General features: G+C 59.5%; 25 protein-coding genes. 4 read left to right on the forward strand and 21 right to left on the reverse strand.

Annotation, left to right across the window (positions count from 1 at the left end):
- Nucleotides 1-226: 226 nt before the first annotated feature.
- Entirely contained in the window at nt 227-826 is a 600-nt protein-coding gene (locus AB8B29_RS11030; protein WP_439006485.1) for a hypothetical protein, read from the forward strand.
- Between the two features lie 102 nt (nt 827-928).
- On the opposite strand, the gene AB8B29_RS11035 is transcribed toward AB8B29_RS11030, so the two are convergent.
- Nucleotides 929-1,780, reverse strand: a complete 852-nt coding sequence (locus AB8B29_RS11035; RefSeq protein ID WP_439006486.1) for a hypothetical protein — start codon at nt 1,778-1,780, stop codon at nt 929-931.
- 220 nt (nt 1,781-2,000) lie between these two features.
- On the opposite strand from AB8B29_RS11035, the gene AB8B29_RS11040 reads away from it, so the two are divergent.
- Genes AB8B29_RS11040 through AB8B29_RS11050 form a run of 3 tightly spaced genes read left to right on the forward strand, consistent with a single transcriptional unit; the run spans nt 2,001 to nt 3,569 of the window.
- Nucleotides 2,001-2,507 (forward strand): hypothetical protein, encoded by a 507-nt coding sequence (locus AB8B29_RS11040; protein WP_439006487.1) that lies wholly within the window; start codon nt 2,001-2,003, stop codon nt 2,505-2,507.
- Between the two features lie 40 nt (nt 2,508-2,547).
- Nucleotides 2,548-3,270, forward strand: coding sequence for an SOS response-associated peptidase (locus tag AB8B29_RS11045; protein ID WP_439006488.1), 723 nt, complete (start codon nt 2,548-2,550; stop codon nt 3,268-3,270).
- 8 nt (nt 3,271-3,278) lie between these two features.
- Complete coding sequence (locus tag AB8B29_RS11050; protein WP_439006489.1) at nt 3,279-3,569, forward strand: hypothetical protein; 291 nt, start codon at nt 3,279-3,281, stop codon at nt 3,567-3,569.
- A gap of 58 nt (nt 3,570-3,627) precedes the next feature.
- Here the strand turns inward: AB8B29_RS11050 and AB8B29_RS11055 are convergent, their stop codons facing one another.
- The 20 genes from AB8B29_RS11055 to AB8B29_RS11150 form a co-directional block, all read right to left on the reverse strand.
- The gene (locus AB8B29_RS11055) at nt 3,628-4,434 is read right to left on the reverse strand and encodes a DNA adenine methylase (protein WP_439006490.1); all 807 of its coding nucleotides are present in this window, start codon (nt 4,432-4,434) and stop codon (nt 3,628-3,630) included.
- Between the two features lie 166 nt (nt 4,435-4,600).
- On the reverse strand, nt 4,601-5,251 hold the full coding sequence (locus AB8B29_RS11060) for a DUF4376 domain-containing protein (protein ID WP_439006491.1): 651 nt from the start codon (nt 5,249-5,251) through the stop codon (nt 4,601-4,603).
- A gap of 18 nt (nt 5,252-5,269) precedes the next feature.
- A complete protein-coding gene (locus AB8B29_RS11065) occupies nt 5,270-5,689 on the reverse strand; it encodes a hypothetical protein (protein WP_439006492.1) in 420 nt (139 codons plus the stop codon).
- Nucleotides 5,679-6,110: a hypothetical protein gene (locus AB8B29_RS11070; RefSeq protein ID WP_439006493.1), complete on the reverse strand. Its 432-nt coding sequence runs from the start codon at nt 6,108-6,110 to the stop codon at nt 5,679-5,681. Before AB8B29_RS11070 ends, AB8B29_RS11065 begins: the two co-directional genes overlap by 11 nt.
- Before the next feature lie 4 nt (nt 6,111-6,114).
- Nucleotides 6,115-11,208 carry a phage tail protein gene (locus AB8B29_RS11075; RefSeq protein ID WP_439006494.1) on the reverse strand — a complete coding sequence of 1,698 codons (5,094 nt, stop codon included), beginning with the start codon at nt 11,206-11,208 and terminating at the stop codon, nt 6,115-6,117.
- Nucleotide 11,209: 1 nt separating this feature from the next.
- Entirely contained in the window at nt 11,210-11,656 is a 447-nt protein-coding gene (locus tag AB8B29_RS11080; protein WP_439006495.1) for a DUF6950 family protein, read from the reverse strand.
- A complete protein-coding gene (locus AB8B29_RS11085) occupies nt 11,635-12,264 on the reverse strand; it encodes a hypothetical protein (protein WP_439006496.1) in 630 nt (209 codons plus the stop codon). The genes AB8B29_RS11080 and AB8B29_RS11085 overlap by 22 nt, the downstream gene beginning before the upstream one ends.
- A 2-nt stretch (nt 12,265-12,266) precedes the next feature.
- On the reverse strand, nt 12,267-12,905 hold the full coding sequence (locus AB8B29_RS11090) for a hypothetical protein (RefSeq protein WP_439006497.1): 639 nt from the start codon (nt 12,903-12,905) through the stop codon (nt 12,267-12,269).
- Nucleotides 12,905-17,614: a phage tail length tape measure family protein gene (locus tag AB8B29_RS11095; RefSeq protein ID WP_439006498.1), complete on the reverse strand. Its 4,710-nt coding sequence runs from the start codon at nt 17,612-17,614 to the stop codon at nt 12,905-12,907. Before AB8B29_RS11095 ends, AB8B29_RS11090 begins: the two co-directional genes overlap by 1 nt.
- Entirely contained in the window at nt 17,604-17,882 is a 279-nt protein-coding gene (locus AB8B29_RS11100) for a DUF1799 domain-containing protein (protein WP_439006499.1), read from the reverse strand. Before AB8B29_RS11100 ends, AB8B29_RS11095 begins: the two co-directional genes overlap by 11 nt.
- Nucleotides 17,883-17,980: 98 nt before the next feature.
- Nucleotides 17,981-18,358: a hypothetical protein gene (locus AB8B29_RS11105; RefSeq protein ID WP_439006500.1), complete on the reverse strand. Its 378-nt coding sequence runs from the start codon at nt 18,356-18,358 to the stop codon at nt 17,981-17,983.
- Nucleotides 18,359-18,391: 33 nt separating this feature from the next.
- A complete protein-coding gene (locus tag AB8B29_RS11110) occupies nt 18,392-19,342 on the reverse strand; it encodes a phage tail tube protein (protein WP_439006501.1) in 951 nt (316 codons plus the stop codon).
- A gap of 1 nt (nt 19,343) precedes the next feature.
- A complete protein-coding gene (locus AB8B29_RS11115) occupies nt 19,344-19,556 on the reverse strand; it encodes a hypothetical protein (protein ID WP_439006502.1) in 213 nt (70 codons plus the stop codon).
- Nucleotides 19,553-19,981, reverse strand: coding sequence for a phage tail terminator protein (locus AB8B29_RS11120; protein ID WP_439006503.1), 429 nt, complete (start codon nt 19,979-19,981; stop codon nt 19,553-19,555). The genes AB8B29_RS11115 and AB8B29_RS11120 overlap by 4 nt, the downstream gene beginning before the upstream one ends.
- On the reverse strand, nt 19,975-20,403 hold the full coding sequence (locus AB8B29_RS11125) for a gp436 family protein (RefSeq protein ID WP_439006504.1): 429 nt from the start codon (nt 20,401-20,403) through the stop codon (nt 19,975-19,977). The genes AB8B29_RS11120 and AB8B29_RS11125 overlap by 7 nt, the downstream gene beginning before the upstream one ends.
- A gap of 88 nt (nt 20,404-20,491) precedes the next feature.
- Nucleotides 20,492-20,974, reverse strand: a complete 483-nt coding sequence (locus AB8B29_RS11130) for a hypothetical protein (protein ID WP_439006505.1) — start codon at nt 20,972-20,974, stop codon at nt 20,492-20,494.
- Between the two features lie 11 nt (nt 20,975-20,985).
- Complete coding sequence (locus tag AB8B29_RS11135) at nt 20,986-21,942, reverse strand: hypothetical protein (RefSeq protein WP_439006506.1); 957 nt, start codon at nt 21,940-21,942, stop codon at nt 20,986-20,988.
- A gap of 12 nt (nt 21,943-21,954) precedes the next feature.
- Nucleotides 21,955-22,293, reverse strand: coding sequence for a hypothetical protein (locus tag AB8B29_RS11140; protein ID WP_439006507.1), 339 nt, complete (start codon nt 22,291-22,293; stop codon nt 21,955-21,957).
- Nucleotides 22,294-22,308: 15 nt separating this feature from the next.
- Nucleotides 22,309-23,490, reverse strand: a complete 1,182-nt coding sequence (locus AB8B29_RS11145; RefSeq protein WP_439006508.1) for a hypothetical protein — start codon at nt 23,488-23,490, stop codon at nt 22,309-22,311.
- Nucleotides 23,491-23,745: 255 nt separating this feature from the next.
- Complete coding sequence (locus AB8B29_RS11150) at nt 23,746-24,339, reverse strand: phage virion morphogenesis protein (protein WP_439006509.1); 594 nt, start codon at nt 24,337-24,339, stop codon at nt 23,746-23,748.
- Between the last annotated feature and the right edge of the window lie 52 nt (nt 24,340-24,391).

Consider the following 24,391-nt stretch of genomic DNA (forward strand, 5'->3'; position numbering starts at 1 on the left):
CAATGGTCATGGGATCGAACATCAGCACGAACTGCTATTGATCGGCGGGAGCGCTGTTTGAACAAAAGGGCCATCTACCTAGGAGACTGAGTTGGAAGAAAGCCCCATACCTCCACGCAGTTCACTCCCTTTGCCTCCGCCAGAAATAAGCATTCGCGACAGCGTTGCACGCCAATGGGCTGTCATCATCAAGACTTGGCAGCGGGGATGGGCGCAGGAATCGCAGATGACGAACCTCGATAACTATGTCGAGTTCGAGCGCCAGCGGATTTTCGAGCGAAAAGAGCACGACTCCATTTACGATTGGCAAGCGGACTGGCTGAACGCGAGGCACCTCCATGACTTTAATTCCGATTTCGTTAGGAACAGGCGTGTCCACGCAGACGACGTCAAGCTACTGTGGAGAGAGTGGCATGAACAGACACGGAAACACATGGGCGATCTATCGCTCGAAGCGCTGAGAAGCATGGTACTATTGAACGGCGCGGCGGTCTTGGCGAGCCTCGCAGTTCTCACCGGCCAAATTACGGCGCCGACCCACGGAGCAAGGATCGCCGCTAGCTGCACGATACTCTTCTCTATTGCCAGCATCATCATGCTGGCTCTCGGGCACCTACTACAGTTCATGCGAACCAACGTCATTCAAGCCGAGATAAGAGGAGTTCTGGTCGGACACGTGAAGCACTCGAAGCTCTACGCAATAGGGCGCTATACCCGCCGATTTCTCGATCCAATAGTGAACATCGGGAATATCCTGATCTATAGTTCGATCTTCGCGTTCGCGTTCGGTTCAGCGCTTGCTGCGATCGTGTTGATTTCGACGTAGCACCTAACATCATGTCGCCCGACGATGGCGTGACTTCGGCCGGACTGGACTTTCTGACATTTTGACAAAAAGGTTCCGGAACCTACCAATTCTGAAGGCAGGCTAGTAACGTGCCCACACGTTTACAATTCCGACAACTTGCCTGAGTGCGTCTGCCACGACCTTGATTTCATCGTCCGGCGTGTCGCTCGGGAGCGCGATAAATATCGAGGTGTCTTCCTGATAGACTTGGCACCATACCCCATGCGTCGGCGATGTAGCTGCAACTACGGTTCTAATGTCTGTCTCCGGCCGATACACCAGAGGATTTATCCGAACCTCCAGATTCTTGGATGCCACCCTCAGCCGTCGAGATGGGCTCAAGACGTTTTGATCGCTGACTAGGCGTCGCAGTTCGGCTATCTCATCCCACAGTAACTGCATTTCCGGCGTCGCGGTTGTCTCTAACTTCTTCACTCCGAGTGCCCGAGTCACCGGGTTAACCACCGTGAATCCTGGTTTGATAGCTTCTGTTACAGCGCTCTTGAGGGCGGCACTTGCCAGCTCTAATTCATCGAACTGGTCGATGGAAAACTCGATGGCTCTGTGCGGAGCAACGTCGAATGGAATCTTGGTGTCTCGCGCGTACATGTGAACGACAGGCTTAGAGAGGGCGTGTCGAATTCCCATTTCGTAAAATGCATTCGCGTTGGTTTCGGACATATCGACAATCACGAGATCGGCTTCAAAAAGCATGTCAATTAGCTGAACATCAATCATGCCGGGCGACGAGATCGTGTCCGCTCGCGTAACCTTAAAATCCTCGAAATGCTTAGTAAAAGTGGGAATTATAACCCCCTTGAAGAGCCAATCAGCACGCCGCCGCGTCTCAGATCCAGATTGACCGATCGGACCAACGACGAAACAAGCACGTCCAGGCTTATCTTTCTCTTCGTTCTGCACAGTCTTGGTCACAATTTCCTCCTTGGCACTCTCGCAGGCAGTCACTTTTGTGCGCGGGCTTCGAAGACCCCCCATCTCACCACCTTGTCCCGCGCCTTATCTAAATTGCAACTGAAATTGGCGTTTGAAGGCCGCTTGAAACAACCTTTAAACTGCACCATTTTCCTCTGCGCTGGCGGGCGGGCCAGCGTGGCATGCGAAACACGAGAACCTTTGCCGAGGGTGCGTTCGCATGGAAGTATGGACCAAATGGTCAGATGGCATCGATTGGCTGTCATATCATAAAGACGAGATCGCCTGCTTTTCCTGTCCCAAGTGTGGCAAAGCAAAGAACTACGACGTTAATTCGATGCTCAACGTCCTTGGCGATATCAGCGTCAAGAGTCTGCCCGATGTCGTCTCAAAGGCCGTTGGCTGCCGAGACTTCGCAAAGGTCGGATGGGATCGGTGCAAGATGGCACCGCAATGGCCCGCATTTCAAAAGATCGAATGGACGCCTGAAGTTAAGGTGCCGATCGGATATTTAGAGCTTGGAGATACGACGTTAAGTCAGATCTCAGAGTGGCAGATTCTCCACGTCAAATGTCGCTGTGGCTGGCTGAGATACATCAATCGACTGGACCTGCTCCGCAAATACGGTGCTGAGGTCAAAACGAAAGATCTCGAAAAGAGGCTCAAGTGCCGGCGCTGCGAGAAGCGCGGACGGGCCATCTTCATTTTCAGGATGGAACGGCGTTAATCTGTTCCACAACTTTGGAACGGGCGAAAAGGTACGAGGAATGTGCAATCTCTACAATATCTCGACCAACCAAGAGGCTATCCGGCAGATCACCCGGGCACTGATCGATAGCGTCGGAAACCTCGAACCGGAGCTGGACCTCTATCCGGACCGGTTCGGGCCGATCGTCCGGAACACGCCGGCCGGCCGAGAATTGGCAAAGGTGCGGTGGGGATTGCCGTCGTCGAAAGAAGCTCTTTTTCAAGCTGCGCAGAAGCGCGCCGACAAGCTCAGAGCCAAAGGCAAAGAGGTCAACTTTGAAGAACTCCTGAGGATGGAGCCCGACGGCGGAACAACGAACGTCCGCAACCTCAAGAGCAAGCACTGGCGGAGATGGTTCGGTGTCGAAAACCGTTGCGTTGTGCCCTTCACTCGATTTGCAGAGCCAGATTATCGGGATACCAGCGGGGGCAGAGTTCCGAACGCCTGGTTTGCAGGCGGAGAAGAGGAGCCGCTGCTATGCTTTGCGGGCCTCTGGGTGCCGCAATGGACGTCAGTTCGGAAGATCAAAGAGGGGGAGACTACGATTGATCTCTATGGCTTCCTGACGACGGACGCCAATGACTTCATGAAGCCGATCCACAAGAAGGCGATGCCCGTCATCTTGCGCGACCGGGATGAAATTGAAACGTGGATGACTGCACCGTGGGAGGAAGCTCGCTTGCTCGCCAAGCCACTACCGAATGACGCCCTCGTCCTCTTACCCAACCAACAACCCATCTGAGGTGAACCATGCTGAAAGACCGCGTCGATCAACTTGAAGAGATAGTCTATGAGTTGGAGGGCCGCTGCCTGATGCACGAGGTCTTCATCGGGCAACTGCTCGGCCGCGCCGGGATGGCTTCAGGCAATATGGATTTGTTCGTCAACGGTGTGCTGACGTTGGTCGGCAATGATCTTGAGACCAATGCAATGAAAGTGACTGATAAAGAAGGCGCGCGGCGCTTTGCGAGCGCGCTAGAGTCCTTCGCGCAGTTCGCCGAAGTCATGCAGAACGCCTTGAAGGCAGACAGATTGAACTGACGTGCACGGACCCAGCGGAGGCGCGGAGGGGGCAAGCCTCCGCGCCTCCCTCGGAAAACTATGTGTTGCTAATGATCAGCTCGCTTGCCGGAGTGCCAACACCGCCGCCTACCGAATAGGTAAGATCGACGCCACGCATCGGGAACGCTTTGAATAAGGCCCTGATCTCAAGGACGTCATTGATCGACATGATGAACCGTCCTTTCAGTCGCCCGAGGCGCTCAGCCATCAACGCGAACTGTTCACGGCCGAAGAGCGCCTTTCCATAGTCGCCCTCGCTCCCGAAATATGGCGGGTCGAGATAGAAAAGCGTTTCCGGCCTGTCGTAGCGGTCAATGAAATCCATCCAGTCGAGGTTCTCTATGACGACGCCGGCAAGCCGCTCATGAACTTCCTCCAACAACGGAGCTAGACGTGTAAGGTTGAACCGCGCGCCGCCCTTGTGTTGAACGCCGAAGGTCCGACCTGCGACCTTCCCTCCGAATGAGAGCTTTTGCAGATAGATGAAGCGTGCGGCCCGCTCCAGATCCGTCAGCGTTTCCGGATCGCAGGCCTTCAGGCGCTCAAACTCGCGCCGGCTGGTGATCTGGAATTTCAGCGTGTCCATGAATTGCGGATAATGCCGCTGCAGGATGCGGAAGAGATTGACTACTTCGCCGTTGCGATCGTTTACAACCTCCGCAGCAGGCGCCTGCCGGCGACGAAAGAATACGCCGCCCATCCCCACGAACGGTTCCGCATAGGTGCGGTGCGGAATGCCGGCGATCATCCCGACGAGCTGCGGCGCGAGTGTCCTTTTGCCACCGATCCATGCGGCGGGTGGCTGAGTGTTGGGTACATCTTTGTAATCGTGTGCGAATGCCATTTGAAATCTTCTGAGAATCGGTCACGAAGAGCCCGCCCTGCAGGGTACGGGTGTGACAGTTATCTCTTTGCGCTGTCGGACGGGTTAGGTCGCCAAACTTAGGCCCGTCGTCGTTGCGGTTTTCGCCGCAGCGGCCGCCCGTTTTGGGCGGCCGGGATGATGTGATCTAGGCGTTAGAGGGCCACGCAAAGGCGTCGATTTCCGCCGTCGTGGTGATCGTGCCAGCGATGATCTGCTTGTCGACTTCACCTTCAGCGGCAAAGCTCGCCTGGACGTGAGCGCCGACCGCATTGGCAATCGCCGTCATCTGTGCCGCCGTCAGCTCGACAAAGCCGGCCGCCGTCTTGAACTTCACCGTTACCTCCGGGTTCGCCTGCACATAGTTGTAGGCTCCAGTGATCAGCGATTGGCTCTGCCGATCGGTCATGACACGCATAGTGTCGATGACGACGCCGCCCGTTTCGACGGCATAGCGCTTGGTCGCCGCATAGGCGTAGAGATCGACAGGGATCGGTTCCGGAGACCAGCCGGCAACAACGGCTTGAAGGCTCGACGGCATTTCCGGCCAATCGCCGGCCGCGCTGACCAGGGCGGCTTCCTTGTTGCTCAGTTGATCGAGGATAGCGTTCTTATCGGCGGCATCCAGTCCGGATGTGATCTTGGCGGCAAGTGCGAGCCAGTAATCCGGCACGTTATAAATCTGCTGTCGGCCGAGCCAGAAGGCGGCGCACGCCATCCAGCGATCGGCCCGGTTTTCGGAGCGAGCGGAAAGCAGCGCCTCGACCATCGGTTCATACATGCTGTCAATGCGGTACATGGCAGTCCTTTCCTGTGTTTAAGCTTGGGCATAAGCGCGGACGTCCTGCCAATCGATGTCGGCGGCGGCGCGGATTTCGGGAGCGGATTTGGCGGCGGCAAGAACGGCGTTTGCCGATCGGCGGACGGCTTCGATCATCTGCGATCCGATTGCCCAATGCTGATCTCGCGTCAGGATCTCGACAGCCTTCTCGAAGCGGCTAACGCCATGCTCTGCGGCCTCGGCCGTGATGTGCGGCGTCTCGCTCTCGGGCACATTCGCGCCCTGTTGCCGATCGGCGGCAATCAGCAGCGCCTCGCGGCGCTTCAGCGCATAGACGGCCTCCTGACCGGGAATGACGGTGATGAACATCATGCGCGCCATCCTGACCTGACGATCGATGTCGGTCTGCGCTTGGAGACGTTCCAGAGTAAGATCAGCCGGAATGTTAAACAGCATGGATGGTCACCTCGAAATGATGGAAACCTGCTCGGGCGATGAAGGAAAAACGGTGGTCGCCAAGAACGTCGGTCGTAAACTCGAAGACGTTGTCCTCGATCGCGACGATCTCGCCGGCATGAAGGACCGAGGTGCCAGCCGGCAACGCAAGGCGCACCGTGTCAAAGCCATCTGCCCGGACGGTGTATTCGGTGACATCGAGCACGATGCTTTTGGAGGTGATGACGCCGTCCAGTACATAGCAGTGCGCGTCGATGTCTCGGCGATATTGGTCGGCCGGTACTTCAATTGCCTTGAAGCCCTCGCCGTAGATGCCGGCATAATGCGGCAACAGGCTCAAAGCGCAATCGCCGCTCTGGCGGATTGCGCCGTCTGGGCCATGGACGATGTAGTGGATTGTTCTGTCTTCTAACGCTGTCATGGAGTTACCTCTTGAGAGCTGTGGCGGTGATGTTGCTTTCGTTCCAGCCGATGGTGTTGCTGGGGCAATAGAGCTGCAGGATGTAGGTGTGATTGCCGGGACCGGGGGCGTCGTAGAGGCCAGAGACGGCGACGAGGCCCGCCGTATAGGTGGTTTGTGTCGTCGTGCCGTTGCTGCCTCCTGTTCCAGAGACAACGGTTTGGACCACGCCAAGATAGTAGGTCTGGCTGAAAATCGCCGTACCGTCGCGGAAGATGTTGCAGCCAATCGGCTGTGAGTTCTGACTGCCGCCGTTCTGGTTGAACTGACCGAGCGTCATGGCATCGATCACCACGCGGCCATCGCCGGCAACATTGACGACGCAGCTTACGAGATTGGCCGTGCCGTTTGCTCCGATGGTCTGCGTGCCGGCGACACGCCCAGCGCCCACTCCCGTAACAGCGCCACCCTGAATATTGGACGTGCCGACCTGCAGCGAGCCGATGACGGCCGAGCTGATATTGACCGCGCCGAGATTGGCGGTGATGGCGTCGAGGCTGTTGACCGAGATCTTATTGGCGGTCACGGCACCGTCAACGATCAGCTCGGCCGAGACGGCGCGGCGCATGACCGGCTTCGACCAGTAGCAGGAGGTTCCGGTGCCTGCCGTCTTCAAGCAAGCCAAGTCCATGGCGAGCTTGGTCATCCCACTGGGGACGGTGTATCTGACTTGCAGCCTTACCCAGGCATTCTTCGTCGCTGTGGTGATCAACTGCACCGGTATGCCCGCGCCTGTAGGCGATAAACCGATCGCGTAGATAGCAGCCAAGTTGCTATCGGTATTGTAGACCCAGACGTCGAAGGCATAGGTCTCGCCGGCCGTGACAGCGATGTAATTCGAGACCGCACAGTTGCGGCCGAGCGACTGCAAGACATAGCCAGCGGCGTCACCGCCACTATTGTCGTTGTAAAAGGCCTGCAAATTCTCGGTAACCCAGCCGTCGATGCTGCCGGTCTGCCAGCCGTTGTCGGCGATATTGCTGAAATCGGTGAGCACAAGTTGCTTGGCCGTGATCGAATCGGCGGCGATCTGTCCCGCGCCGATCGTGTTGGCCGCCAGCTTGTCGCCGGTGATCGTGCCGCCCGCGATCGTTGTGGCAGTAACCGCGCCGGCCGCGATCGTGCCGGCCGTGACCGCATTGGCAGCGATCTTGCCGGCCGTCACAGCATTCGCGGCGATCTTGTCAGCAGTCACCGCGTTGGAGACGATGTTGCCACCGGCAATCATCGTGATGCCGCCGTCGCTCCATGGGCTCGGTTCTGTCTGATTGGGATTGGCCTCACCGAAATACATGCGCGTCAGCCAAAGAAAGCTGTCGTTCTGACCGGCAACGGTCCCCTTCATTCGGAAGAACACTATGGCCCTGGCTGCGTTCGCCGGCATCTGAACCTTGGCCCAGAACCGCTGATAATTGGCGAGGTTCTTTTGCGGATCGATGCCCTGTGCTGCAGGGAAAACTCCCCAGTTGATATAGCTGATCAGATTGCCATTCGCGTCCAACACCGCAAGGTAAGGCTGCACGCCGTTGCAGCGATGGCCGAGATAGTAAACGGACAGCTCGTACCAGCCGTTTGGCTTGACGGCGAACTGCTGACCGCTGCCATCCGCATTGTAGGATGTCACGCCGTACTCGATCCCCTGATCGCCGCTGATCTGCCGAATTTCGATGGCGCCAGGAATGGGCGCGTAGGTGTCCGTGCGCAGTGAAAGCGTGAACTTGGAGGCAGAATTCGACCATTCAGGCCCCCATCCGGTGAGGCCCGCAGACAGGTCCGAGTTCGAGAGATAATTGCCACCGTTGCCGACAGCAAGCGCTTGGCTGGAGATAGACCCAGCAGCCAGCTTATCCGTCGTGATGGCCCCGGCCGCGATCTGAGCAGCCGAGACCGCACCGGCCGCGATCGTACCGGCCGTCACGGCATTCGCGGCGATTGTTCCAGCCGTAACCGCGTTTGCGGCCACCTTGCCTGCTATGACCGCATTTGTCGCAATCTTATCGGCGGTGATTGCGCCATCAATGATCAGGCTGGCCGAAGCCTTTCGCAGGATGCTGATGCCACCAAACGAGATGTTACCATCCGTTTGCGTGGAGAGGGTCTGAACGTAGATGCGCACAAGTCCGCCAAATGCATTTGCCGGGGGGGTGACTGTGCTCGAGAAGGTCTGAACGCCGCCAACAGCGTTGGGGCCGCCAGTATTGGCGATGTCTCCCCAGACGTCAGGGCTGAGTGTCAGTCCATCAACTCCCGTCCAGTGGATGCGTGCCCATACGTTCAGCTTAGTGCCCGAGGTGCGCACCATCTGGATTGAGGCGAGGTACTGCTGACCTGCCGTGACAGGGAAGGATGTCGACTGAGCCGCGAGCTGATAGCCTCCGTTGCTGGCGTATGTGAACTCTAAGGAACCCTTGGATGTGAACGCCTGCGTGGTGATCGGCTGCACCGCGACGTTCGCAGGCCGGGACAACCAGGCCGACGCCGTCTGGAATTGGTTGTCGGGAACGAGGTTTTCCCAATCCTGCAGAACGAGGTTACGGGCCGTGATGGCGTTGGCTGCGATGTTGGCCGCGACGACTGAGTTCGCCTGCAGTTTCGAGGTCGAAATCGCGTCATCGGCGATCTTCGTCGTCGTAATCGCATTGTTGGCTATCTTACTAGCGTCGATCGCCAGGGCCGCCAGTTGCTGGTTGGCAATCGCCCCATTGGCTATCTGTGACGATACCAGTTGCCCGGTGATGTCAGTCGATGGAACGGCGGCCGTCCAAGCGCCGCTATGGTAGCGATAGAGCTTGCCATCCGTCGTCAGGAAAACCTGACGGCCTTCGACATTGCCCGAGGTGGGAAGATCAGAGACGACTTCGACGGCCCTGATGCTGCTGGCAAGGCTGGTCGCGTCCACCGCGCCCTGGGCGAGCTTGGCGGCGGTCACTGCACCATCAGCAAGCTTCGTGGAGATCACCGCGCCGCTCGCCAGCACGTCGGCAGTGACGGCAGCGACCTGCAGCTTGGCCGTCGAAACGGCCTGATCGGCAAGCTTCAGATTGCTGACGGCCTCGTCCATGATTTTTGCGGCCGTCACAGCAGCGTCAGCAATCTTCGAGGCGATGATAGCGCCATCCAGAACGTCGCTGGCCTGGATGAGGACGTTTGGCGTCTTGACGGTCAGCCATGCCGACCAATCGGTTGCCCGGTTCGACTTCGGAAGATAGCGGCCACGCGCCTCATAGTCGGTATTGGAGATCATCCAGTTCCCGGAGATGATCCATGAATAGGGAGAGGCGTACTGGTTGCTGTCGCTATCGAAGACCACGTCCCCGGTCGCCTTGACACGCACCTGCACCCATACGCCCGCCACATCTTCGAGATCCTGCGCGCAACTGATCTTGATCGCCGGCCGGCGATCGATGCCGCCCGCGTCCTTGATGGTGGACGGCTCGACCGTCCAACCGGTCATCGGCTGCGACGGCGCGGTGATCGGCCCGATCCAGCCATTCGGCGCGGGAACGTAGACGGTCGGTGGATCGTAATCGGTCGGGTCGATTTCCAGCAGGGTCACCCGCTGCAGCATGCCCGCCAGACCGGTGATCGCCGTCACGATGAACTTCTTGTTGCCGTAGACATTGCGGGCCGATGTCCAGGACGTGACATCGTTCGGCTCCAGCGCGTAGGCGCTCGGTGGCAGCGTGAGTGTATGGATACGGAAGCGCCGCTGCTCGGCCGCCATCGTCTTCATCAAGTGCTGGACCTGATCCGAAAAGGGTACGGCGTCAAATCTAACGGGAGCCGGCAGCGATCGCTGACCATCTTGCGCTTCCTGATCGAGATTGCGCGCCTCCGGAGCGTCGGTGACGGTCCAGCGCTGCTCCGGTTCCGGATAGGTGCCGGCGATACTGTTGTGCGTAGAGGTCAGCGACGGGAACGGCTCGAAATCCTGTTCGTCGGTGATGATGATCCCGGTGTCATCGAAGGCATAGATCGCAGCACCCGGCGCACCCACAAGCGGCTTGATCATCCCGCCGACTTCCGCGAGCCTGCCGGCGCAAGCCACGCGCAGATCCTCGATAACGTCGAGCGGTTCCTGATCGCACTGGACTTCAAGACCGCAACGATATTGCCCGTCGCGATCGCACTCGTTCATGGCGGCGAACCATGCCGAATTGGGTAGGCGGCTTGCGGCAACGTTCTGGCCGCCAAACACCCATTCGTCTGCCGTATAGTAGACGCCGCGAACGATGTTGTAGGCGATGACCATCGGGTTGAGCGTCGGTCCATATGTTGTCCAGTCGCCAAAGCGATGACTGCCGCTGCCGCCGTTGGTGCTGTCCTTACGCGGATCGTACATCGGCGTCGGATGCGGCTCGACAAGGATTTCTGGCGGGCTGCCGCCAAGCTGCAGATCATTGTCCAGGCGCGTCGTGACGATGACGTACTGGCAGCCCCGGCCGATGCGATCAGCACCATAGGGCCGATCGGGATGACTGCCGAACTTGGAAACTAGGAACGGATCGGCCTGGGTTTGGGTGCCGTCGTAGTACTTGATCCACATGTAAACGGTGCCGTTCGGCTTCATGAACTGCTGAACGGGATAGCCTCGGCCGTCCGGATCCGGTCTGTCCCAAAGGACGCCGCATTTCTGCTGCCCGACCCATAGGCTGCTGATACCCAGCGGCCCCGCGTAGGATGGCAAGTTGCTGATCTCGATGACGTCCGTCAGATAGGCGTTCGGCGTGCCGCCAGCGCTGCCCCACGAACCGATATACTTGCGTCGGCCGCCGACTGCGCGTGATCCCACAGGGAACGTCATCGGCTGGTCGTCGCCCATCTTGATTTCGAGGACGGAGCCGACACTGGATTGTTTGTTTTTCTGCCTGTTGAGCGTCTGCTGAAGCAGGCTGAGGCCAAGGCCCAAGGCTGCTCTTACAATGAGACCGAGAACCGATGCGCCGCTGGCGAGCGCCTGGACGCCTGAAACGACCAGCCCGATCGCGGAGATCGGATCGGCGTGGGCAACGCTCGCAACGAGGAAGAAATTGAGGAAGAGAACAAGCCGAATGAACAAATCAGCCTACCTTGAATGCCATGGATGCTGAGGTGAGCGCCACAGTGCCGACGCCGCCACTTGGCATCAGCACAAGGATGCGCTCACCATTGACGACGCCAAGCGCGTGCCCGATCGGCTTGTCGATCTTGATCGCCGCCACGTCTCCGATACGGGCCTGACTCGGATGGATTTCGGGCAGCATGGAAGCGACCATCTCCCCAAGGGTCGCGAAACCCGCGTGACGAACGATCGCAAGCGCCTCGTCCTCGTTGGAATAGGAGCCCGCGTATTGGGCTGCCAGATCGACGCCCGTCACCGCAAGCACGAGGCGGCCGGCAAAAGATGGTCCGCAGTCATGCACGCCCCATTCGAACGGCGTCGCCTTGATCTCGTCCACGGCGGCCTCGAAGCGAGCGCGCCAATCCGATCTTCTAACGAGCTGGCTCATGCCGACTTTTGACCCCACGGAATTTTCCACGTTGAGACGACGGCCGAATCCTTGCCCCACTGATCGTTCTGGCGAACCATCTGGCCTTGGTGGGAGGATTTGCGCGGATTCTTGCGGGTCAACATCGACATGACATCGCTGACGACCTTGACGACCGCCGAGCCAGTCTCTCCCCGCCGTGGCGTCTTCGCAGGCGCACCGTCCACCCTGCCGAGCATGACGATTTGAGCCGGTGCGATCTGATTGCGCGTGATCGGGTCGATCAGGACTTCATGGATCTCGACCTGGGCCATGCGCAGATCGTACTGGCGGAACAGCTGCTGGGCGGCGCTGGCGAGCTGCGACAGATTAACGGACACGGTCTGCACCGTGAAATCCGATGTTCGGGGAATGTCGCCGATGCTCTCAAGGGCCAGACCGCCGATATATGGCCGGGAAACGACCTGAAGAGTGGTGCCGCTAACGACGCTGATGTTGAGATCTTCGCTGCCGGTCCAGACACCGGCTTCAGCAGGAGCGCCGGTATCCCGGTTCTTCGCCACGAACCATGCCAGCCGGCGCGGTATGAGGCCGGCGCGCGGCGCTGCCATCAGCGCGTTCAACATTGCGGGATCGATATCACGCAAGGTCAGGATCTCCTTTTCTGCAGAACTTTGAAGCCAGCGCCATCGGTCACGTCTCGGGTTGCAGTGCCCGCCTTATGGCTCTCCGGTTCGATGATGACCGGACAGGCGGGACGCTTGACGACGACTAGGCTATCGGCAGTGAAAGACGACGGAAGGTTTGGATAGATCGGAACGTCGAGATTGCCGGCAGCGTCGGCCGCACCTGTTGCGCCGACTTCGACAAAGGCCGCGAGATCCAGATAGTTGATCTGCAGCTTGTCGCCGACCGTCAGGACATAGCCGGGAGGAAAGCCCTTCATGCGGGCGGTGATGCGATCGGGGCCAATCGTCCGGAGCGTGACCACAGCATTGCCGAGGATGGAGCCCTTCGGATCGGCCTGCGGATATTGGCTGATCGGGTCGCACATCATGAAGGCGACTTGCGTTCCCCGAAGCGATCGAATGCGCGCCGCCGCTTGCTTCAGCTCATCGTTGCGGCCAACGCCCAGCGTGACCTCGCCGACCCAGAGCGGGTCCGATAATTCGGCCGTCCACATGTCGCCGCTGCCCGCGCCCGACAGTTCGTCATTGCGCTGGATATTCCAATCGACCGATGCAATCGGAAGGAAATCAAATACCTGCTCAAGCGGAAGTGCGGCCATCAGCGCCACCTCTTGTTGTCGTTGATGAACTGGACGCGATCGGGCAGACCCTTGTCGTATTCCTCAAGGGCGCGCTTCATGCCGGCATAGCCTGCTGCCTCGGCGTCCTTGCTGTCGGCACCAGCCACGTCCAGAGACACGTTCATCTCGGTACGGTGCACGGTGCCGGGGCTGTTCTGGTTTGCTGCTCCCTGCTGCAACGGAGCCGGTCCCGGCGCTGACGTGATCGAGCGGCCGACCGCGCCGCCGTCTGCATAGCCCTGCAGGGTGCGGTGCAGCCGATCAAGGCTGGAAACGCCGGCCCGAGCAGTAGCGGCGGCGCTAAAGACGAACTCGCCCCTATGTACGACGCCGGCCGGTTCGAGCTTGCCACCGGGACCGGTATAGCCGCCGACATCGAATCCAGCGTAAGCGCTGAAGGGGTCAAAGCCAGACGTCGGCACGGTCGCATTCGAGCCGATGTTGAAGCCGCCGCCGCCGCCAAAGCCGAACAGCTTGCCGATGCCGCCAAAGAGGCCACCGAACAGGCCGCCGCCAGAACCGCTCGCGCCGCCTCCGGTGATTGAGGTGGCGAGCTTATTGCCGAATTGATCGAGGCCGCCGCCGAAGGTCGTTAACCCGTTGGCGGCAGTTCCAGTTGCCGAGGTCAGGCCCCCGACACTTCCTGCGGCGGATGAAACGGAGCCACTGAGCTGATTAAGCGAAGTGTTGACTTTGCCGATACCATCGAAGTTGCCGATGCCAGCCTTGGCCGCCCCATACCATGATCCCCAACCGTTCTGCTTGGCATAGTCCAAAGCAAAATCGACGCCTGCAGGACCGTTAGCCGCAATTCTCGGGTCTAGGCCGGTCTTCGCCATGAATGCGTTACCAAGCCCGCCGTTCATGTAAAGCTGATAGGGGCCGAATGACGGTTCCTGCACGCCGTTTTTAAACACGCTAGACTGCATGTTCCAGCTGCTAAGGCCGCCTTCCGACTTCGCCACTCCCAGAGCAATGGCAGGATCCATGCCGCGTTTCAAAGCTGCCTGGGTGATGTAGGATGCAACGCTGCCAGGAGCGCCGTTGCCATTGGCGGCGGTTAGTACCTGACCGATACTGCCTGTTGTTTGCGGAGACGTGCCAAAGAGGTTTAGCCCGCCGCCGATGCCGCCATTGAGCATCACTGTTGCGGCCGTCACGTTCATGGTCGCCACGCTCTGACCGAGACCGCCGAGAATACCGCCGCCCGACTTCTTGCCGCTGAACAGGTCGCCGATCGTGCCGTAATTGGTCCCGAGCAACATATTCTTCAGCGGGTTCGTAACGATCAGCTGTTTGCCCAGATCGAGAAACGTGTTGGCGAGCTTCTTGCCGATGTCACCCGGCTTGTCGCCGCTGAAGATTTCGTCAATGGCGCTCTCTCCGGCCTGCTTGTAGGTATTCCAGGCGTCCTTCGACTTTTCGAGTTGGGCATTGGCATCAGCGATCGCGGCGGCATTGGCGCGGATCATCTGCGCCTGCTGGCTGGCGGCATCGATGCCGCGCGAACGGATATCTTGCTCGGCCTGGACGAGCGCGTTGACGCGAGCTTGCGCCGCCTCGCTCTGGCCCACGACAGCCTGTTGCGCCCGCAGCGTCTCCAGCTTGTCCTGTTGGCCGCGAAGATAGTCGTTGCCGGCAGCCTGTTTTTCGGCGGCTGACAAACCCTCGTAACCGGCGCGCAGATCCGCAATGATCTTCAGCAGCTCTTGCTTTTTTTCGCCTTCGAGCGTGGCGGCGGCGGCAATTAAAGGTCGGAGCTGCAACTCCTCCTGAAGCTTGCGCTGAGCGTCGTCGCTGGTGATTGTACCGGCCGCGACCTGGGCGTTGAGCTTCTGGCGGATACCGATCTCGACAGACATATCGCTGACTTGCTTGGATGCGCCAGCGATGGTGGAATTGATGATGTCGTTGCGGGCACGCTGGACATCTGCCTCTTTCTCGGCAGCGTTGCCTTCCTGGAGGCTGAGCTGCAGACGCTTCTGGCGAGCCGTCAATTCGGCCTGAATGGCAGGATTGCTCTCGTTTTGAATTCTAACGCCGAGCGCATCGATCTCGTTAAGGATCTGCTGCTTGTTGCCGAGCGCGGCAAGAAGCCGCTGCTTTTCTTCGAGCGCGGCATTCTGTTCGCTGGTGATTTGGGGGTCATTTCCCCCGACAGCAACACCGTCTTGTAACTGCCTGATTTGTTGACGGAGCGCCTTTTCCTGCTCCAATGGAGCATTGGCAGGAGATTGGGTTGCAATAGTGATTGCAGCCATACGCCTCTGTTGCGCTTCGAGGTCACCATAGGCACCTCGGAGCCGATTTATCACGTCGAGAAGCTGACGCTTGGTTTCGCCTTCCTCCTTATCTGCGGCCGCAATAAGGGGACGCAACTGCAGCTCTTCCTGCATTTTGGACTGCGCCTGATCAGCCGTCATAGTGCCGGCAACAACTTGCGCATCCAGCTGCTTACGGATCTCCAGCTCCGTTTCCATGTCTGTAGCTTGCGCGCCGGCCGTGGCCACTGCCGATTGAATAATGGCGTTGCGGGCACGCTGCGCCTGCTGTTCGGCCGTCGTCTGATTGATTTCCTGCAGACCCAGCTGAAGCTTCTGCTGGCGATAGGTCAGATCGGCGCGGGTGACGGGATCGCGCGCATTCTGAATCTGAATATCGAGTTGGTCGATCTCATTGAGCCTTGCCTGCTTATCGGCAAGATTGCCAAGAAGCGTCTCTTTTGCCTTGAGTGCGTCGTTGACCTGATTTTGCAATTCAGGAGTTGGTTGATTCCCACCCGACTGCAGCGCAGCGATGCTATTTTCCAGGCCCTGCCGTTGCAGAAGGTCGGCATTCGCAGGCGATTGTTGGGCGATACTGCTGGCATTCGCGGCAGCCTGCTCGGCCTGTGCCCTTGCGCGGGCTAGTGCCTCCTGTTCCTGCTGCCGTCGTCTGATCGGTCCGAGTGTGTCAATGGTCGATTGTGCCGAGGAAATGTCGCGATCAACGACACCAGAGGCCAGCCAACTGCCAAAGCTACCACTCTGCTTCTGGTTCAGCGCGAGGGTAAGTTTCTGCCGCGCTTGTGCAACCTGACTGTCGATCGACGGCCCGGTGATACCACGATCAATGGCAGCGCCAACTTTGTCGTATGCGTTGCCGGCCGCTGTCCCGAGGCGGTCCCAAATTCGCGCCCAACCCGTCGTAGCTTCGCTGGCGCGGGCAAGCCTTGCAGGCAACGCATCGAGAATAACTGTTTGCGCTTCGGAGAGCCGGTTCTGATTGGCGAGCCGGGTCGCGTACTCGGCCGTCGCGCCGTCGATCAAGCCATACTGGTGATACAGAGTCTGCGCGGCTTTCGCCGGGTCGGCGAACATCTGTGCCAGAACAGCGCCAGCCTGATCGGAGTCGACGCCGATCGTTGCGGCAAAGTCTTTCGAACTCGCGATCAGCTTCTCGAAATTTTCCGAACCGATACGACCGGTCGAAAGGAACTGCGCTTCCATGGCGCGAGCAGCTTTAACGCTGACATTGCCAGCAGCCGCGCCGGCCTGAGCGGAGCGCTCCATCTCGCCGGCACTACCAGCAACAGCTCGGCCGAGGCCAGCCGCCGCGATTTCTACCGGTTTGATGGACTTCAGATAGCTGTTCCACGCCATTGCGCCCGCCACCACGGCGGTGGCGGTAGCGGCGATTGCGAGGTTGGCACCAGTCGCCACCTGTCCCACCAGGCGCAATGAATTGCCGACGCCGCCGACAGCCTGCACGGCCTGCGGACCTTGCTGCAAAAGCACCTGCAGCGGCGGCATGCCGAGGGCGAGCGACTGGACAGTATCGTTGGCCTGAAAGCCGAGGTTCTTCAGCTCAAATGAGGTGAGCTTGACGGCATCCTTGTGGCCGAGAAGCGCCGAGGCGGCTCGCTGGGCAGTCGTCGTCTCGCTGTCAAACGCCTTTTGAGCCTTGGCTATGGCAACGGTGTGTTCGTCAGCGCTGAGAGAGTTCGCTTTCTGCAGCGCATCGATATCGGCAAGGGCTTTTTCATAATTGCGCTGAGCCGCATAGAGCGGCAGATAGGCGACCTTCAGGCGTTCGAGATCCTCGGGCGACGATCCGGGACCGGGCGGAGTGGAAGGCGACGGCACCGGAGCGCTCGGCTGCCGCAAAGGATTGGTCTGCGGCTGCTGTGATGGCGATTGCGTAGAGGGTGCAGGGGCGGCCGGCGCACGGGCCTGCTGCGCCAAAGCGTCCGACAATTCCTTATCGGCCTGCACCTGATGCTGTGTCGCGATCGTCGCGCGCTGCAGGGACGCGGTATGCCTGTCAAGTTCGGCCGTCGCCTGAGCGATGACGGAAGAGACACCCGTCATTTTGGCTTTCAGCTCCTCGGCCGATCGACCGTAGGCGGACTCGGCCGTGGTCGGCTGGGATGCAGCCGATGCGGACGTGGTCGGAATAGATGTGACTGTGCGAGCCAGAGCATCGCGAGCTTCGCGCTCGGCTTGCGCTTGTTGCCGGCTGGCATCGGCTGCCTTTTTCGCGGCAGCCGCATCGCGCTCCAACGCGCTTGTGTGTTTGGCTAGCGATTGTGTCGTCTGGTCGGCAGCATTGCCAACATTCGCAAGGTCCGACTTCACCTCATTCGTGGCCGGCTTCACCGCTGACGTATCAGCGGTAAAAACCATCTCAAACTGAAATTCACCTGCCACGGCGATAGACCTCGTTCATAGCGGCCAGTGCCGCATTTTCCATGATCTGGAGATCATCAAAGACATTATCGGGAAGGCCGCGCCGTCTCAGGAAGGCGTCGACAGCCGTGTAATCAAAGCCAGTCAGGAACATGCGAGTGTGCAGGCCAACCGAGCGCCATTGCGTTTCCAAACCAAGGAATGCGAGCACGGCCGGCCAGTTTGACGGCATCACCTCGAAGCCGGCCGCCGTCTGTTTGATCGCCGGGACTTCGACATGGTGGCCCAATATCGCGAAGTCCCGAGCCAGCGCGTCATCAACCTCTACGGGCTTTGATCGATCTCGCTCGCCCAGGTGATCCAATGCCCAGGCGCGCGCCGCCGCCTTTAGTTTCCCAATCGGGGCTTTTCGCCCGATTGAGCCTCGTTCATTGCTCGGTAAACGCCGGTGCGGAACCACGGCTTCTGGATCGCCGCGCGCAAGGCGGCCTCTGTAAACGGCACCGGCTCCTTGTTCTTGCCGACCACGCCGGACCAGTTTTTGGAGAGGCGCACCAGTTCGGCATGTTCGTGAGCAACGATCTCTTCCGGATCGGTCATCTCTGCGACAAGCTTCCTACTCTTGATGTAGTCGTCGCGCTCCTGCAGCTCGAACTCCATGCTGAGCTTCTGCTCGACAAAGCTACCGGGCTTTTCCGGATCGGGGAAAAGCACCACAACGGGCCACCAATAGCGGTCATTCTCTGCAAGTACGAATTCGGTCATTGCCATTTTTCCTAACGTTAGAGGCGGGTAAAATCAGGTGAGCATCATGACGATGTCTTCGGGGCTTCCATCCGTGCAGATGTCGAGGCCCAGCGAATAATTGATGATGTTGTCGGTCTGGCCGATCGTCGGCTCGCCGGTCTCAACGAACTGAGACTTGATGTTGATGGTGTTGCCGGCCGCGACACCATGCGTGAAATCCAGAACGCCACGTTCGCGGAACTTCGCCTTCGTGAACCAATCGACGGTGGCGATATCCGTCGCCTGCACGACGGCGGTGCCGGTGGCAGAGTAATTGGTGATCGGCACGCTCTTCGAGCCGATCAGGAAGCGTGTCACCACCTGATTGCCAAAATCGATTTCGAGGCTCTCGGCGACAGCTTGCCAGCCATGCAGCTTCATCTGCGTGACTTCCGGTGAGACGGGCTCGGGCGTCAGCCATCCGGTTTTAGCGACGACAGGATTGGGCTGGTCGCTAATCAATCCCCAAAGGCCGGTGATCGTGCCATGCAGTTGCGGAATGCCCAGCGAATTGATCGTTGCCTTCAAAGCGGCGCTGCAGCCCAGAAGGATATGGCGGACACCGTCGAGCACGACATAAACCGAAGCATGTTCGCGGTTGGCGTCGATACGGCGATATTCGACGCTGGTTGTCGCGGTGATGATCTCGTTGAAGCTGCCGATCCGCATCAGCGTGCCCCACTTGGGCGGCGTGCCGGCAACGCCGGAACCGGCAAGCTCTACGTCGAATTCGATCTGGGCGTTGAGACCGGTCAGAATGACGCCTTGGTTGCCCTGATTGGGCAGGACGAGATTTCGCTGTACGCGTGTTGCGACCATCGGCCGGAAGGTAACGTTGGAGAAAATCATCGCCTCGGCGGTGGTGGGCTGAGCGTCCTCGCCCTCTGTCGTTTCGATGTCGATGAGCACAGCCATCTTGTTAAAGAGGCGCGGTTCAAGACTAACCAGAGTTGGAGCTACCATCTTAGTCCTCCTTCGTTTCGTTGCTGGAAGGTGCCGAGGCGGCCTGAGCACCCTTCAGACGAAGGGGAGGCAAGACGATATCGGCGGCTTTGTCCGGCGCTGCAGCCGGGACGCTAGCTTCGGTCGCCGCGATCGGCGCGGGCGGCGTGTCGCTGACAACGCCGGTAACAGGGTCGCGGTAGAAGCGACCGCCTTTGTTCGGAGACTCGGTCATGAAGAGGTTCCCGTTAGAAAATAGGTGGTTTCGAACGCCTGGACGTAGACCACGGCGCTGTCATCGAGCGGAGTGGCCTCGCCGCTGACGAGTTCGCATGGGACGCTGCCTGAAGCCGGTACCCAGCCGGCAAGCGCCTGCTGAATATCGAGCTTGTAGGTATCGAACTGGCTGATGCGTTTGGCACCGGACGCGTCGTCATCGTTGCGAACGACAAAGGCGACCATGACCTGCACGGTGACGTTCTGCCTGAAGCCACCGCCCATCAGCTGGTTCTTTCCGGCGCGTTCGCGGAAGGGAATGACGAACGCCGCGCCGGTCTCCGGAGCAGACATGTTCGCCAGCGCCTCAAGATTTTCGAGGATCTCAACAGATGTCAGAGCCTCGGCCTTGTCGGCCAAGCGGTCGCGGAACAGGTTCAGCATTCGTTGAACCCCTGCAGGGCGCGCCGGCTGAAGCGCGGCGGCGGTGCTGAAATCAGATAGGTGCCGCTGGCGAGCGACGGCGTTTCGCCCGAAGCCTGCGGCAAGGTGATTTTGCCGGCCGCGACATCCTGGAGCTGACTGATGGCATTGTCGTAATCTTCCTTGACCAGCTCCGGACGCTTGGAGCGGTGCAGGTAATAGCGGGCAAGCGAAACAGTCCAGTTTCTAACGAGGGCTGGCACCTCAACAAAAGGAAGCGTGTACTTGGTCGCGGCATAGCCGTTGATCTCGGCTTCGGCCGTGGCAAGAGCGGACGCGATTACGTCGGCGTCGGCAACGCCATCCTTGTCGCGATCGGCCGTATCCAGAATTTCTCTCTGGCCGGCGCGCTCTATCAGATCATCTAGCGTGGCATACGGCATCGCGGGTTTCCAACTGGTGACGGGTGGCGGGGCAGCCGAGAGGAGAGCTGCCCCGACGATGTGGCGCAGGGACGTGGCCCGCGCCGGGTTATTTCGCGGGCTTCGCCTTGTCTGTTTTCAGGGCGTCCAACTCCGCCTGGATCGCTGCGACCTTGGCATCGGCTTCCTTGCGGTAGGCCGCGAGCTGATCATTGGCGGACGCCTGGGCTTCCTTGATCTGCTCTGCCGCTGCGGTCTCCGCGTCGGCAATGCGCTGGTCGGCCGCCGTCCGGATCTCGGCGATTTCCTTGTCGGTGGTTTCGCGCAGAAGGGCGAGCTGATCGTGGAGTTCGGCGATTTCCTGTTCGCGCCGATCCCACATGCCCTGCAGCAGACCTTCCGCGAGCGCGACACCAGGGTCTTGACGATCGTTGGCGGATGTTGCGGTCGCCCACTTAACCGTGGGCAAGGCACCGGCCTCTACCAGATGTTCGATCTCGGTATCCGTTACCGAGACCGACTTGCCGGCGGCGTAGCTTTTGCCACCGATCTTTGCGGGACCGATCAGCGTGACCTTGGTTGTCTCAGCCATCCGATCGCCCCTTAAGCTGCCTTGGCGCCAGCGTTCTGGAAGAGGAATCCGCCCTCGGCACCAACCAGATATGGACGGCGCTCGACCGTGGTCGGATAGATCCAGCTGCTGGTCGGGCGGTCATAGTACGGTTGCTCGACCTGCGGATAACCTGACAGCTCATAGGTGTAGCCGTAAGATGGTTCCTGATAGTTGCCGCCATCCGTGGGCACATAAGCGAGGATTGCATCGTCACCCCAGATGTCCAGTGCAGGGGCGCTGTCGTCGGCATTCTCCGGCAGATACACGGCGCGGCCGACCACGACGTTCGCCACGTCGAAGAAAGACGCAAGCATCGCGATCGTGACGGACGAGGAGCTGGTATATTTGAACTGCTCCTTGATTTTCGGATGCCGCTTTAACGACTTGAATGAGGTTGCGCTGAGCGCCAGGGTATTGGCGTACTGGCCGATCGACTGGCGCACCACCTCCTGCGCCTCATCCATGTCCGTTTCCGGATCGCTGTCCGGACTGGACCAACGATCAGCGCCCGCCAAAGCGAGCTTGTGCTTGTTGTCGTAGCTGGCAGGATCGCGGGCAAGCTTTGCGGCTTCCGCTTCTGCACCGAGTTCGGTGACGTTCACGACCAGCTTGACTGCGCCGGCACCGAGATCCACACCGGGGATACTTTCAGCTTCCTGCTGATGCTCGATCGGCACGACGCCTTCAAGGGAGTCCTGACGGAGCGCGATCGGATCACTTCCAAACCCGTACTGGATGCGCTTGCGAACCGCGCCGGGCGCGCGCTTGGTATTGACCAACCGAAAATCATCCTTGCCAAACCGAAGCACCTGCATCGAGCGGTTCGAAACCGGAACGCGGGGGAAAAGCGATGTGGCGATGAACGCGGAATTTTTATAGCCGCGCGCATAGTTCGAGAGGATGGGATCGATCACAGCGGCAGTGCGCTGGTTCAGGACGTTGGACATGCGGAGCTACCCTCAGTGTTTGAAGATTTCGACAAATTCGCCATCGGCCGCGTCGGTATGCGCGATGGCAAACGGGTTGACGGAGTTGGCGGCGGCGGCTTTCACGCCGCCACCAGCGGCGGAAATGACTTTGGTGCCCTTTGTGATCGCGCCGTTCGCCTTCACGCGGACAGTGCCGATGAACATACCGGCGACGGCAAGGCCGACCTCGGTGGCGGGGTTGAGCGCCACCGCCTTGACCGGCGCGTCGTCGGCTGTGACCTTGGCATCGCTGTAATCGACGAGGTCGTAGGCGTCGAAGACCGTCGTCGCGATCAAAGTGTCGGAAAAGACCGAATTAAAAGTCTGCATGGACTGAAACCCCCGTTAGGAAACCGCGTGGACGGCGGCAAGATAATCCGTACCCGGATGCTCTCGCACGTAAGCCAGCGCCTTCTGGTGAATCACGAGCTGGCCGGCATCGACTGCCTTGCCATCGGAAGCGAATGAGGCGCTGCCACCGCCAGCCGTTTCGGCCGGCAGGTCCAACTGGCCGAACGAAACCACTTTCGGTTGCGCGTCGAGGATCTCGCGAAGCATCGTGGCGACCGGCAACGTCGTGGTCGTATCACCGGCTGCAAAAGAGACGGAGACATCAACAGGCAGGGCGTCAAGAACGGCAACAACCTTGTCCTTCGATGCGGCGATGAGCTTGCCACCGGCAACCAGCGCCTCGGCAAAGGCCACATGGCCGGTATGCAGGATTTCGCGCTCGCGCTTCTTCAGCGTCTCTTCGCGAGTATTGAGTTCAGCCTCGCGCGCGGCGAAGGCGGGATTGGGCAGCGTCAAGGACGGCTCCTTTTCAGTGATTTGGAGTTGGGAGTGGCTGGCCCGCGTGATCGGGACCTTCTGGATCAGTCCACCGGCAGAGAATTTGGGGGTGGCCGAAAAGTCGGGCAGCACGGCCGGCGTTGCGGTGGTTTCGCTCAGCCAGTCGATGCTGAAGGACGGCAGCGCCTTGTCGGCATCGTCCAGGCCGAACTTGTCGATGAAGAAGTCGCGCAGCCCGCGAAACAGACTGGCGGCCTGCTCGGAACCCGGATCGCCAAAATTGCTGGTGAAGGTGACGGTGGCGGCGTCGGCGGCAAACTGGACGTTCGCAAGGCCGGCGACGGCGGGAGCCGCGCCACCGAGGAAGCCAACATGCTTGGGGTACCAAGAGCCGGGAACCGGATTGGCCGGTTCGGTCGGCCGGAAGAAGGACATAGAGACCTTCTTGTAATTGCCAGCACGGACGGCATCGGCAAAAGCCGGATAGACTTCGCTGACGTTAGCGAAGAGGCGATCGCTCGAAGCATCGTAATCGAAGCTGTCCACCCATCCGAAAGCCGGCGCATCCGTCTTCGGGTGGCCAATGACGATCGGAGCCGGGGCATTGGCGCGGTCGTAGACGTCTCCGATCGTCTTCAGGTCCGCAGCGGAATACGTGATCGCGTCACCTTCCATCGGCTTGAACGTGCCGCTGCGGAAGACTTCGATACGAGCTTTGATGCTGGTGAGCGTGGTCATGCGGTCCTTCCAAGAAACAATCTGGAAGCGACCTTCGAACATGCTGGAAACAAATGCGGCAGGACGATAGGTCCGCCCAGCCGCTGTTTCGGAAACTCAACTGACAATGCGCTATGGGCCGGAGAGTTTCAAGTCGCGGGCGGCGAAACAGAGGTGACCGGCCCTGTTTCCGTTTCTAACGCTATTCTAACGGGGCTCGACCATATTGGCCGCCCCCATCGTCCACTTCGCAGCTCCATGCGCGCCTACGGGGCGCTAATTCGGTGAGGTGTTTTCGCCTCGCAACCACTCCCGGCCGATCTGGATAATGTCCTTTTCGTTCTCTTTGGAGATATCGAGATAGGTGCGGGCGGGCATGGTGATCGAATGCGCCTTCACCAGCACGTCGCGGGCAAAGTTCGATTTCGACTTCTTGCGGAAGCGCTGGTCAATCTCGTCATTCTTCTCATCGTAATGTTGATAGATCGTTTGGGTGCGCTCCGGCATTTCGATCTCGCCACCATTGTTATGGATGGCGGCATAGGGCAGCGGCGAGCCAATGGTCATATCGTCGTTGCTGGCGCGGTAATTGATGGAGCCGGCGAGCCGACCGCTAGCGCGCAGGATCTTGATCGGGGTTTGTCGCTTTTCCTCGCGCCGCTTTATCGTCGCCGGCATGAGCGTCTTCCACGGCTGGCCGTCAGGCGTTCGCTCCTTCTCAAAGCTGTCAGAGGTGGAATTGAGCATGTACTCCCCCACCTGCACATAGAAGGTGCGGCGGTTTTCGGAGCGCCTGGCCAACGCATCAAGTTCTGCGCTCAGCGCGGCATCCTGAATGCTGACCTTGTAGGTGATGGTGGTGCCGGCCATATCGACTTTCCTTCTGCGTTCGCCTATATTGCTAATGTCGCAAGGCGAGACC

The sequence above is a fragment of the Rhizobium sp. 11_C7_N12_5 genome (genome assembly GCF_051811145.1).
Classification (GTDB): domain Bacteria; phylum Pseudomonadota; class Alphaproteobacteria; order Rhizobiales; family Rhizobiaceae; genus Rhizobium; species Rhizobium lusitanum.